The sequence below is a fragment of the Croceicoccus estronivorus genome (genome assembly GCF_001625325.1).
Lineage (GTDB): Bacteria > Pseudomonadota > Alphaproteobacteria > Sphingomonadales > Sphingomonadaceae > Caenibius > Caenibius estronivorus.
Genome location: NZ_JRQQ01000002.1, coordinates 226,072 through 238,359, shown reverse-complemented (window position 1 = coordinate 238,359; position 12,288 = coordinate 226,072). Strand labels below are relative to the sequence as shown.

At 58.4% G+C, this 12,288-nt stretch carries 10 protein-coding genes; 5 read left to right on the top strand and 5 right to left on the bottom strand.

The genetic code is table 11. The features are described 5' to 3' along the window. Positions 1–8: 8 nt before the first annotated feature. Positions 9–1,664: a cytochrome-c oxidase, cbb3-type subunit I gene (ccoN, locus tag MB02_RS04355; RefSeq protein ID WP_067533063.1), complete on the bottom strand. Its 1,656-nt coding sequence runs from the start codon at positions 1,662–1,664 to the stop codon at positions 9–11. Between the two features lie 222 nt (positions 1,665–1,886). Between ccoN and MB02_RS04350 the strand changes: the two genes are divergently transcribed. Continuing rightward, entirely contained in the window at positions 1,887–2,579 is a 693-nt protein-coding gene (locus MB02_RS04350) for an OmpW/AlkL family protein (RefSeq protein WP_067533060.1), read from the top strand. Positions 2,580–2,789: 210 nt separating this feature from the next. Beyond that, positions 2,790–3,662 (top strand): alpha/beta fold hydrolase, encoded by an 873-nt coding sequence (locus MB02_RS04345; protein ID WP_067533057.1) that lies wholly within the window; start codon positions 2,790–2,792, stop codon positions 3,660–3,662. Between the two features lie 12 nt (positions 3,663–3,674). Here MB02_RS04345 and MB02_RS04340 read toward each other — a convergent pair whose 3' ends face one another. After that, complete coding sequence (locus MB02_RS04340; protein ID WP_067534103.1) at positions 3,675–4,478, bottom strand: SDR family NAD(P)-dependent oxidoreductase; 804 nt, start codon at positions 4,476–4,478, stop codon at positions 3,675–3,677. Positions 4,479–4,669: 191 nt separating this feature from the next. Here MB02_RS04340 and MB02_RS04335 point away from each other — a divergent pair, with 191 nt between their 5' ends. Continuing rightward, a complete protein-coding gene (locus tag MB02_RS04335) occupies positions 4,670–5,566 on the top strand; it encodes an SMP-30/gluconolactonase/LRE family protein (protein WP_067533054.1) in 897 nt (298 codons plus the stop codon). 60 nt (positions 5,567–5,626) lie between these two features. Here MB02_RS04335 and MB02_RS04330 read toward each other — a convergent pair whose 3' ends face one another. The 3 genes from MB02_RS04330 to MB02_RS04320 all read right to left on the bottom strand — a co-directional run bounded on the left by MB02_RS04330 (position 5,627) and on the right by MB02_RS04320 (position 10,521). Further along, entirely contained in the window at positions 5,627–7,108 is a 1,482-nt protein-coding gene (locus tag MB02_RS04330; RefSeq protein ID WP_082825961.1) for a class I adenylate-forming enzyme family protein, read from the bottom strand. 2 nt (positions 7,109–7,110) lie between these two features. Beyond that, entirely contained in the window at positions 7,111–8,301 is a 1,191-nt protein-coding gene (locus tag MB02_RS04325) for an amidohydrolase family protein (protein WP_067533048.1), read from the bottom strand. Between the two features lie 129 nt (positions 8,302–8,430). Beyond that, positions 8,431–10,521, bottom strand: a complete 2,091-nt coding sequence (locus MB02_RS04320; RefSeq protein ID WP_067533045.1) for an acyl-CoA dehydrogenase — start codon at positions 10,519–10,521, stop codon at positions 8,431–8,433. A gap of 156 nt (positions 10,522–10,677) precedes the next feature. Here MB02_RS04320 and MB02_RS04315 point away from each other — a divergent pair, with 156 nt between their 5' ends. Beyond that, on the top strand, positions 10,678–11,493 hold the full coding sequence (locus MB02_RS04315; protein ID WP_067533042.1) for an enoyl-CoA hydratase: 816 nt from the start codon (positions 10,678–10,680) through the stop codon (positions 11,491–11,493). Next, positions 11,490–12,278 carry an enoyl-CoA hydratase gene (locus MB02_RS04310; RefSeq protein WP_235829419.1) on the top strand — a complete coding sequence of 263 codons (789 nt, stop codon included), beginning with the start codon at positions 11,490–11,492 and terminating at the stop codon, positions 12,276–12,278. The genes MB02_RS04315 and MB02_RS04310 overlap by 4 nt, the downstream gene beginning before the upstream one ends. Positions 12,279–12,288: the final 10 nt, after the last annotated feature.

Sequence of the window (12,288 nt, the reverse complement as noted above, 5' to 3'; positions counted from 1 at the left end):
GCGAAGCCTCAATTGCTCGTGGCTGGTACAAGCGGCCTGTCGGCAGCCGGATCGTAGGCGGCGGTCTGCATCGGCGTTTCCTCGCGCAGTTTGCCAAGGACGGTCGCCCAGACGTTGATGACCATGATGACTGCGCCGCCCAGATAGAGCACGCCCCCAAAGGCGCGCAGCAGATACATCGGATGAAGGGCCGCGACAGTCTCGACAAAGCTGTTCACGAGGTAGCCGTCAGCGCCGTATTCGCGCCACATCAGGCCCTGGGTGATGCCGGCGACCCACATGGAGGCCGCGTAGAAAACGATCCCCACGGTTGCGAGCCAGAAGTGCCAGTTGACCATGCGCAGGCTGTAGAGGCGTTCACGGCCCCACAGGCGCGGTACGAGGAAATAGACTGCGGCAAACGAGATCATGCCGTTCCAGCCCAGTGCGCCGGAGTGAACATGGCCGATGGTCCAGTCGGTGTAGTGCGACAGCGAATTGACGCTCTTGATCGACAGCATCGGCCCTTCAAAGGTGCTCATCCCATAGAAGGCGACCGACATTATCAGCATACGCATGATGGGGTCGGTGCGGACTTTGTCCCATGCGCCGTTGAGAGTCATCAGGCCGTTGATCATGCCGCCCCAGCTGGGCATCCACAGCATGATCGAGAACACCATACCCAACGTCTGGGCCCAGTCGGGCAATGCCGTATAGTGGAGGTGGTGAGGGCCTGCCCAGATGTAGAGGAAGATCAGCGCCCAGAAGTGAATGATCGACAGGCGATAGCTGTAGATGGGCCGTTCCGCCTGCTTGGGGACGAAATAGTACATCATGGCCAGGAAGCCAGCGGTCAGAAAGAAGCCGACTGCGTTATGGCCGTACCACCACTGGGTAAGAGCGTCCTGAACGCCTGCAAAGGCACTGTAGCTCTTCGATCCCAGCAGGCTCACCGGCATGCTGAGGTTGTTCACGATGTGAAGCATCGCGATCGTCAGGATGAAGGCCAGATAGAACCAGTTGGCGACATAGATGTGAGGTTCCGAACGCTTCACGATCGTGCCGATGAATACGGCAGCATAAGCGACCCAGACGATAGTGAGCCACAGATCGACATACCATTCCGGCTCAGCATATTCGCGGGATTCAGTGATCCCCATGAGATAGCCGGTGGCCGCCAGTACGATGAAGAGCTGGTATCCCCAGAACACGAAGCGGGCGAGGGCGGGAAAGGCGAGCCGGGCCCGACAGGTGCGCTGAACTACATAGAAAGACGTTGCGATCAGGACATTGCCGCCGAACGCGAAAATCACCGCAGAGGTATGAAGCGGACGGAGGCGTCCGAAGTTCAGGTAAGGCTCCAGATTGAGGAGCGGATAGGCAAGCTGCAATGCAATGAAGAGGCCTGCCGCAAAACCGGCAATGCCCCAGAACACCGTGGCAATGACGCCCCAACGCACGGGATCGTCGTCATAGCGAGACGGATCATCCGGCATGCGCAGGATACCCCGCGCAATCGCCGAATAATCCGGCTTGCTGATCGTCATCCACAATCCGATCAGGGCCGCGATCGCGACAATGAACATGTGCGCGGCAAAACCGGAATCCTGAGCCGCCGCAGCCGCCATTACGGCAAGCAGCATGATCGCGAACCAGATTCCGGCGCGCGTTACAATCCTTTCCATGGAGATTGCCTTCCCTCGGTACTATCAATGAACTGGCCCTGCGACGGAACCAGGATGCCAGCATTGATGACGATCAAAAAACCGTGCCTCAAGGAAAAATTCAGCGGAAGTAAATTTGCGCGGGATCAATGTCGCAAGCGCCGGGGCGCGCAAAAAACGATTCTACGTCGTAATCACATCAGGCCACGCAGGGTGGCCACTGCGGCGTGAGGGATTGAAACAATGCGTAAACTGGCCGCCACTGCGGCGCTTGCCGCCGCCTTCGCAGTCACCGCCCCGGCCCATGCCGCGAGCCCGGACGGTAAGATTCAAGTCAAGCTGATGGGCACGGCCGTCCTGCCGGATGGCGAGATCGACAAGATCAAATATGTCGGTCCGGACTTCACGGTTGCATTGGCTGGCGTGGCGAATCCCGACACGAAAGCGAACGACAATTTTGTGCCGACCGTTGCGATCGAGTATTTTTTCTCGCCCAACGTGTCTCTCGAAACGATCTGCTGCGTGACCCAGCACGATGTCGACGGCAAAGGGGATCTCGCTGGTGCTGAAATGATTTCCAATGCCAAGATCATTCCGGCCACTTTCACGCTCAAATATCACCTCGATGCGGGGGCGATAAAGCCATATGTCGGCGCCGGCCCCACGTACTTCATTTTCATTGACGAAAAGCCGGGAGCAACGGCTAACCTGGTCGGTGCGACCAAGGCCAAACTCAATGATTCCCTGGGCTTCGCACTTCAGGCTGGCGTCGATATCCCGATCAATGATTCAGGCATGTCGATCAGTCTTGATGCCAAGCGTTATTTTCTGAATGTCGATGCCAAATGGTACGATCCCAGCGGCGTCAAGATGCTGGAAACCAAGCACAACCTCGACCCTTGGGTGTTGAGCGCAGGTTTGGGCTGGCGCTTCTGAGATAACGCTCGCATTTGCGTCCTGCCGCTTGTCAGCGGTGCAATGAAAAGGCCGGTATCCGCACCCTTGGAGGGTGCTGGATATCGGCCTTTTATCATTCAGCTACGCCGTGTAGGGATTCCAGATTGACGGAATCTCCGGTTTTCCGGCTCGTGCCGGGCGTGCGGGAGTGCAGGAACCGGGTATTGAAAACAATCTGATGGGAACAGGATGACACGTTTCGGCCCGACGTCGCAAAGCTTCATCTCGCAGCGATCGAGGATGCATTATGTGGATTGGGGCAACACCGGGGCTCCGCTGCTGATACTTGTTCACGGGAACAGGGATCATTGCCGCAGCTGGGACTGGACTGCGGAAGCCTTGTCAGAGAAGTGGCATGTCGTCGCGCCGGACCTTCGTGGCCATGGCGATAGCGCATGGTCGCCTGAGGGACGCTACGACTTTGCTTCCTATACGTATGATCTGGCCCAGCTCGCCTTTGAGCTGGGAGGAGAGCCCGCAACAATCGTAGCCCATTCGATGGGAGCACATATCGCCCTACGCTATGCAGGCATCTATCCTGACGCTGTTTCGAAACTCATCGCGATCGAAGCGGTTGGCGCGCCCGGCAATATCGATGTGGAGCGTATCAGTGCTCCGATGGCGACGCGTTTCAGACGCTGGATTGAAGAGCATAGGGGTGCTGCAGGTCACAACGCACGGGTCTATGCTTCGGTTGGGGAGGCGCAGGAACGTATGCAGGCTGAAAACCCGCGCCTGTCCGACGATCACGCATCGCACCTGACCTTACATGGCCTCCGTCGGACTGAAGATGGCGACTACATCTGGAAATTCGATAACTACCTGCGGCATTGGCCTGCACCCGACATCCCACAGAGTGCCGTGTTTGCTCTGTGGCAGAATATCGCCTGCCCGACCTTGTTGATGTTCGGCAAGGAAAGTTGGCCTTCCGCAATGGCCGATGACCTGATGCAATATGTGCCACACGTGCGTCGGATAGATATCGAAGAAGCGGGACATTGGCTCCACCATGACCGCTTCGATCGGTTCATAGGGGATCTGCAGGCTTTTCTTGACGAGTGATGTCCGAAACGATCACTCGTTGGACTTTTTAACCTCGAAGAAACGCATGTCGAAGATGTTCGCGGCCATCCAACCGCCATCTACGAGCAATGTGTGCCCGGTCACATAGTTGGACAGGCTGGAAGCAAGGAACAAAGCTGCGCCGGCGATTTCATCGGTGGTCCCCGGACGGCCCAGCGGGACGACGCTGTTCTTGAGAATGGCGAGGGATTCAGGTGTTTCGGGTAGCCGCGGGGTAGTGATACTGCCAGGGGCTACGGAATTGACCCGGATGCCGTCTCTGCCCCATTCCGCGGCCATGCTCTTGACCAGATGCATCAGTCCGGCCTTTGCGGCGCCGTAGGCTGCATGAAGTGGGGCACCGACCACGCCGTCAATGGATCCTACACACACAATCGAACCACCCGTTCCGCGAGCGATCATCGATTGCGCCACGGTCTTGGCGGTAACGAATACGTAACGCAGGTTGCGGGCCTGTTCGGAGTCCCACTCATCCAGCGACGTTTCGAGGAGGGGTTTGAACAGTGCCTGGCCGACGATGGTGACCAATACATCGAGGCCGCCAAGCTCGGCTTCCACCTCGGCAACAGCCTTCTTCACGGAGTCTTCGTCGAGAATGTCCGCCACGACGGGCATGCTCCGACGGCCAAGCTTGGCAACCTGATCGGCGACAAGTTCAGCGCGTTCCTTGGCGTTGTCCAGCACCGCTACATCGCAGCCTGCCTGTGCAAGATGCAAAGCGGTCGATTCTCCCATGCCGCGCCCGCCGCCAACGACCAGCGCCTTCTTCCCTTCAAGTCCGAACAACGATGACATGGTAATCTTCTCCCAATTTTCCTGGCCGCATGACGACGATGTGGCGCGCTCCATAATACAACAGCTGGCTGCGGGTATGACCGTTCGGCAATTTTCCATCAATGCGGAGGGGTGTGCCGCGAGCTTGCAGGGGGTTGGCATTTGTTACCGACTAACCGAAACAAGGCAAAAGAGCGGAAGTGGAGACGAGGATGACCGATATTCAGGTGTGCGTCGATTGCACTAACCAATTGGGGGAGGGGCCGGTCTGGGATGTTGCGGAACAGCGGCTTTACTGGATCGACAGTATGAAGAACCAGATCTGGCGCTGTTCCGCCGATGGCAGCGATGTGCGGACCTGGGAATTGCCTGCGGCGATCGGATCGCTGGCCTTGCGCGAGAACGGTGGAGCGCTGCTTGCGCTCGAAACCGGCCTGCATTTTTTCGATTTCGATAGCGAAAAGCTCGAACTCGTGGCCCACCCGGAGGAAGGGCAGGAAAATGTCCGCCTCAATGATGGCAAGGTCGATAGCCTTGGCCGCTTTATCGTCGGCTCTCTTGATATGGAGACAGTATTCGATCCACCGGCCCGCCCGGATCGGCGTGGCGCCCTTTACCGGCTGGACACGGATCTAAGCCTGCATCGGCTCGAAAGCGGCATGTCGGTTTCCAACGGACCCTGCTGGAGCCCGGATCAGTCCACCTTCTATTTCACGGAAAGCACGGACGACACTATCTTTGCCTACGATTGGGACGCGAAATCCGGAGTGGCGAGCAACAAGAGAGAGTTTGCCCGCCTCGCGGCCAACTGCATTCCTGATGGCGCCACCGTTGACGAGGAAGGCTATCTCTGGTCGGCGGCGAATGGTGCCTACAGCGGTAAAGGCGAATTGCGGCGATATGCCCCGGATGGGTCGCTTGATCGCATCGTGACCATGCCGACACCGAAACCGACCAGCCTGATGTTCGGGGGGCCTGATCTGGACATTCTGTTCGTCACAGGGATGAACATACCCAGCGAGGTGCCCGAAACGCCTTTCGACGGAAAGCTGTTCGCCGTTCACGGACTGGGTGTGAGAGGGCTGCCGGAACGCCGGTTTGGCGGCTGAATCTGAGGCAGTCAGGGGCGCAGGTTGGAGGACATTGCCTCTCGCCTGCGCCTTCCTGGATTAACTGACCTTTTCGGCGAACATATCCTTCACATCATTCAGGCTGACCTTGAGTGAAGGTGTGCGGGGCAGGGCATCGACAATCCGCAGTCGCGCAGGAATATGCGTTGGAGGCAGATTTGTCCTGACGTGGTCCAACAAAGCCTGCTCGCTGACTGTCGGTGCGCTTTCTAGCAGTTCAACCGCGGCGACAGGTACTTCGCCCAGGCGGGCATCGGGCATACCAACCACGGAAGCATCGGCAACTGAAGGATGAGCGCGCAGAACATCCACCACGCGTTCAGGTAAAATCTTGAACCCGCCGCGCACGATCGCGCCATCATAACGGCCGCGATGGAAGACGTAGCCATCCTCGTCGATCATTACGAGATCGGTTGTGCGCACCCAGTCAGGCCGGACGGCGGGGCAATGTACCTCCATCAAGCCTTCGTGCCCGGGAGGTACTGCCTCTCCGGTTTCAGGGTCCACAGCTTTGATTTCCACGCCTGGCATGGGCAACCCCGTGCTGCCGCGTTTGGAATTGCCGACCTTTTCCCGCATTTGCGGTGTCCAGCGCACGATCGTGCCGCAGAATTCCGTCGCGCCCATACCCCAGAGGATGGGAATGCCATAGCGTTCTTCAAAACGATCTTGCAGATCGGGGTCCAGGTAAGCCGATCCTCCCGATACGCTTTGCACGCTCTTCATGTCATCGACCGAGACATTCGCGTCCATCAGCATGCTGATGGCGGTGGGATTCAGGCCGAGAGTGGATGGGCGATGGCGGCGGATGGATTCCACCAAGGCATCCACAGAGAAACGTTCGAACATGACCAGAGGAGTGCCGTTGACGGCACTGGACATCAGCAGACACACGCCGCCCACGCCGCCCAGCGGCCAGATGTTGAGTTGTACCTCCGGTATTTCGTCGGCTTCGCCCCCGGGGGCGCTCGCAACGGCGCGTTCAAGTAAGCGCAACGGCATGGCAATCCGTTTTGGCGGACCTGTGGTGCCGCTGGACAATACCTCGATGCCGCCTTCGCTGCCGGTATCCAGACCTGCATGATGTTTCAGGCAGGTTTCAAGACCGGCCACAGGGGCTGGCGCGCTATCGAAAGAACTAAGCTCGATACCGGCGCTGCCGGCATCTTTCACCGCATCGCGGAAATTAGGCCAGTCTTCCACATCGGCGATGATCGCCCCGGCTCCGAGCGAACTCACCGCCTCGACGAGAGCTGCTGGAGGCAGGAAAGGGTAAATGAAACTGATCGAGCGGCGTTGGGCCAACAATCCCACAACCGTCGCCGCATGAGTCAGACGGTTGCGGATTATAACTCCGACACGGGCATCGGGTGGGCAACCGGTTGCATCCACTGCGGCAACGACGGCTTCACCGAACCGTGCCACTTCACCCCAGGTTACCCATTTCCCCTGATATTCGATTCCGCGCAGGTCGCTGCGGGCCCGGAGGTTATCCCGCAGCTTGTCGACAACATCTCCCACGCTCAGTCTCTCTTGCCCTCGAGAAGGCCCTTGAGGTTGCTGGACATGATTTGCTCCTTCTGAGTCATGTTGAAGGATGCCAATTCCTCAAGGAAGTCAAGCGGCCGCTCAGTCCCTTCCGGATGCGGGTAGTCGCTGCCGAAGAGGATGCGATTGGTCTGCATCAGCTCTCCGACCTTGTCCCAATTGTCCTCGACGAACGGCGTGACAAAGACATTCCGATGGAAATGCTCGACCGGATCGAAGCTGAATTTCTGGGGCATCTGGCCGTAAACGTGCTCCAGTGTCTCTATCAGCGGTCCAACCCACTTGGCGCCGTTCTCGACACTGACCACACGGACGTCGGGAAAGCGCTGGAATACACCGCCGCAAATGATTGCGGACAATGTGTCGGCAATCGCACGCTCAATGATACGCAGGCAGTTGACCAGCGGATCGGATTCGAACGGCAGCCACTCGGAACCGCCGGTCCACATCGTGATGAGATTGTCATAGTCAGAATTCGACGCATGGATCGTGACGAAAATCTTTGCCTCGTTCACCCGCGCCCAGAACGGATCGAAATCCTTCAGGCCGGGAGAGCGCCCACCGCGATAACCGGGGACCGGAGACGGACGTAAATTGACCGTACGGGCGCCTTGTTTGAGCAACCATTCCAGTTCTTCGATCGCGCGGTCCATGTTGGCAAGGCCGATTACCGGCACACCGAACAGGCGTTCATCACGATGGAAGCCCCATTCTTCCGATACCCACTGGTTCAACGAATGCAGCGCATCGTGCAGCAGGTCATGATTATAGGACAGGCCATGTTCGATCACTGAAAACAGCGTAGGAAACATCAAAGCGGCTTGCACATTCTGTTCGTCGAGCACAGCCATACGGTCGGCACCGTAACGCCAGGCTGGGGGAGGGGTAACCGGCTTGCCCGCCAGTTCACGCATCGACAGGCCTTCGGGGTTCTGCGCCTTGTAATACTTTACATGAGTGCCTGGCGCAGCAACCCGTTCAAACGTGGGGTTCGGCAGATAATCCGAAATGCGGGAATTGATTGCCAGACGCCGACGGCCGTTGCTTTCCGTGATGTAACGAAAATCTCTTTGCCACTTTTTGGGGAGGTGGCGAAACAGGGCGTCTTCGGGTTCGTAGAAATGATTGTCCGCGTCGTAAACGGGGAAGGGAAGGGTAGCGGTCATAACGCTCTCGCAAAAATTACAGATGATGTTTGGCTGTTGGCGTCCTTTTCCCTCGCGGGAAGGCCTCTCGTCAACGCTGCCAAGCGCCTTTCCGCCTACGTGGAAGGTGCCTGGCGATGGCTGTCGTGGTCAACTCGCGCGGGGAAGGTTCAAGGCGTACTGTGCGATAATGCCCCGGTGAACCTCGCTTGTTCCGCCATAGATGGTCTGGCTGATCGACTGGCGATGCCGATCTTCTATTTCCGACAGGGCGGATGTTTCGTGATGGAGTGAGGCAGGGGCAGCGAGTGCAACCATATCCGCGGCGTCGTGCATATAGATTTCGGTAGCGAAAAGCTTCGCCATAGGGCCGCTGGCGCGGCTGCCCGCTCCGACCGACCCGGCCCAGGTCGCACGACGGCACAGCAGATCAGCGATCTCGAGATGCGTTGCGACCCGGGCGACCGCGGTCAGAACCGTAGGATCATCTATGGGACGCTTGCCATGTGAATCGGGGGCGTGAGTCCATTGCTCCACTGCCTCCATCAGGCTGCGATGGTTGATGTGATAGCCTTCGCCGCCGTGCTCGATCTCCATTGCGGCTGCCATAACATTCAGCCCACCGTCGACTTCACCAAGCCGGTAACGATCCGGCACGCGGACCTCGTCATAGAAGGTGATATTTGTCCGTTCATCCTGCAGCGTATGGACAGGTTGGATTGAAACGCCGGGCAGGTTCATCGGGAAGAAGAAGATTGTGATGCCGCGGTGTTTCGGCTTGTCCGGATTGGTGCGCGCGATCAGCAGAACGTAATCGGAAATGTGCGCACCGGTAGTGAACATCTTCTGACCGCTGATGATCCAGTCGTCACCATCCCGTGTCGCCCGGGTGCGTGCCGCGAACATGTCTGAACCCGATCCCGGCTCCGTGAAGCCCAGACAGCTGAGTGCTCGCCCCTGAATGATCGGAGGTAAAACTTCTTCCTGCAATTCTGGCGAGCCGAATTTCATGACCATACGGGCCCCCATATTGGAGCAGCCGATGGGAACGCGGGTCCAGCGATACTCCTCGAACACGCGGCCAAGAGCAGTAACGGCCATGGCGCTCACTTCCCGGCCGCCCCACTTCTTGGGCCAGTCTGGATAGGCTAGGCCTGCCGCTGCTAGCTTGAGGTGGAAGTCGGGATCATGCCCTTCCGTCGAATGGTGAGCCTTGGCTTGCAGCTCAGGCGTCATTTCAGCCTTGAAGAACTGGCGAACTTCTTCCGCGAAGGCTTCAGCCTCAGCGCCAAGCCCCGTCTCGATACCGGGTTCGCCCGCATCAGGCAGGCTGACCTTTTCACCATGCCACAGTCTTTTGCCGACGGTCAGAAGCAGTTTGTCCGGATCGCCCTCAGCGAGGGCCATGCGATTGATCGCCTTGAAATACAGATGAATGTCGTATTCGAGAGACAGACCATATCCGCCAAACGTCCGGAGGCTCCGCGTAGCGGCGGTTCTGGCGGATTTCGCCGTCCACCATTGGGCCATCGGGATGAGGGCAGCCGCCTTGTTGCTTCCGCTGGCGAGCGTACAAATCGCGTGCCACGTCAACAGGCGGGCACCTTCTATGTCGGTGATCGATTCAGCCAGTGGGAACGCAACCCCCTGGAATGAGCCGATTGGCCGTTCGAACTGGGTTCTTTCGCAGGCATAAGCCGAAGCAAGTTCTATAGCCTCCGTAGTCGCGCCGATCAGGTAGGACGTGCGCAAGAGCCCGCATTCTTCCCAGGCCGCTTCGAACAACGTGGAGATTTCGTTGCCCTGTGCAACAACAGCGCGTTCGCCGGAGGGGCTGGTCGCAATAATCTCCCCACCTTCGCACGAGAGAATTGTCGCACTATCTTGGGGATGGAAAGCCAGCGGCGTGTCCGCGATCGAACCGGTCATCTCGTGGGCGGTCGGGCTATTGAGTTTCGCGAGAAGGCGATAAGCGGCCATTGAATCCGCGATAGGGATGGGCGCAACGACACGGCCTGCCGCTTCGCACACCAGAGCGGCGTCCATCAACCCAACGTCTGAGCCACCTGCATCTTCCGGCATGCGCATGGCGATGAAGCCCATTTCCACGGCTTCTTGCCAAAGCGTCATGGCGATACCGGCATCGGCCGCTCGCGCCTCGTCCATCGAAGATCTCGCCCGGAAAAAGCGATCGGCCGTTTCGGCCATCAGCATCTGCTGTTCGTCGAGGTCGAGATTCATCAATAGCTCCGGTTCTTGAATGGAGCGGCTGCATCCGCATCCTGCTCGCGTATTGTCAATTTTGCGAGCAACGCCTTCCGACCATCCGGAAGCCCGCTCCTAACTGGTGCGGGCAAGGCAACACGGCTACACTCTGTAGCGCAAGGAGGATTTCCAGTGGCAGAATTTATCGACTATTCAGTCGACGATCGCGTGGCGACAATCACGCTCAACCGTCCCGAGAGGCGTAACGCGCAGAATCAGCAATTCCTCGAAGAATTGAACGTGGCCTTCGATCAGGCTGCGGAGGACGAGGGGGTTCGTGTAGTGCTTCTTCGGGCTGATGGGCCGCACTTTTCCGCGGGGCATGACATCAGCCCTGAGGAAATGGCCAAAGGGGCTTTCCAGCGCATTGAGGAAACCATTCCTGAGCGGGGGATGCTTGGTATCCACGAATGGGAAGCCAAATATTACCTCGGTTTTTCCAAGAAGTGGCGCGACATTCCCAAGCCTACGATAGCGGCCGTTCAAGGGGCTTGCATCGCGGGCGGGCTGTTGCTCGCCTGGCCATGCGATATCATCATTGCCGCCGACAATGCGCGCTTTTCCGACCCTGTCGTGATGATGGGAATAGGTGGGGTCGAATATCACGGACATACCTGGGAACTGGGCCCGCGCAAGGCCAAGGAAATGCTGTTTACTGCGCGTCCGATAGATGCCCACGAGGCCGAGCGTCGCGGGATGGTCAACCGGGTGGTTCCGCTGGCCGATCTCGAAACCCAGGCCCGCGCGCTTGCCGCCGACATATCCAAGATGCACCCCCACGCGTTGGCAATGGCCAAGAGGGCGGTCAATCAAACGATGGATATCATGGGACAAAGCGCAGCCCTGCAAAGCTGTTTTGACATTCACCAGCTCGGGCATGCATCAGCCTATGGTCAAACCGGGCAATGGATGGTTGCCGGCATGGATGCCGTGAAGGGTAACAAGTGACAATTCTCGTTGAAATGGCGAACGGTGTTGCGAAGCTCACTCTCAATCGACCCGACAGACTCAATGCGCTTACGATGCCGATGCTGGATGAACTGGTCGAAAGGCTTCAGTCATTTGCGGTGGACGCTTCGGTCCGGTGCGTGCTGATTGCAGGTGCAGGGAAGGGCTTCTGCGCGGGTTACGATCTTTCGGGTGGCGAGGAACCGGACAAGACCAGCGAGATAAGGCCGGAGGAAGCCGCGGCCCACATGATGATCCACTCGCAGATACCTACGCTGTTGCGGCGCATGGCTAAGCCGACTGTTGCCGCTATTCGCGGACCGGCCGCCGGTAGCGGCCTCTTGCTGGCGGCGGCCTGCGATCTGCGTGTCGCATCGGTTACGGCGCGCTTCAAGCTCGCGTTTGCCACTGCCGGACGATGCGGTGATCCGGGGGGAAGCTTCCTGCTGACTCAACTGCTTGGCTCGGCCAAGGCGCGCGAGCTGTACTTATTGGATGAGAAGTTCGATGCGCCGAGCGCCTTGGCCATGGGATTGGTCAATCGTCTGGTCGATGATGATCAACTGGAAGCAGAAAGCCAGACGATCGCGGAAAAGCTCGCCCAGGGGCCGACCGCTGCGTTCGCGGCGATGAAGCGCAATCTGAACAATGCCGAAACCAGCTCATTTGAAGAAACCATGGCGCTGGAGGCCACCGCCAACGCACAACTCAGTCTCTCCCATGATGGTAAGGAAGCAGCCAGAGCATTCATGGAAAAACGTGCTCCGGTATTCCGCGGTTACTGAAACTGAGCGC

Coding starts and splice junctions, on each gene's coding strand:
- ccoN (WP_067533063.1), bottom strand. CDS start 1,664: ATGGAAAGGATTGTAACGCGCGCCGGAATCTGGTTCGCGATCATGCTG.
- MB02_RS04350 (WP_067533060.1), top strand. CDS start 1,887: ATGCGTAAACTGGCCGCCACTGCGGCGCTTGCCGCCGCCTTCGCAGTC.
- MB02_RS04345 (WP_067533057.1), top strand. CDS start 2,790: ATGACACGTTTCGGCCCGACGTCGCAAAGCTTCATCTCGCAGCGATCG.
- MB02_RS04340 (WP_067534103.1), bottom strand. CDS start 4,478: ATGTCATCGTTGTTCGGACTTGAAGGGAAGAAGGCGCTGGTCGTTGGC.
- MB02_RS04335 (WP_067533054.1), top strand. CDS start 4,670: ATGACCGATATTCAGGTGTGCGTCGATTGCACTAACCAATTGGGGGAG.
- MB02_RS04325 (WP_067533048.1), bottom strand. CDS start 8,301: ATGACCGCTACCCTTCCCTTCCCCGTTTACGACGCGGACAATCATTTC.
- MB02_RS04320 (WP_067533045.1), bottom strand. CDS start 10,521: ATGAATCTCGACCTCGACGAACAGCAGATGCTGATGGCCGAAACGGCC.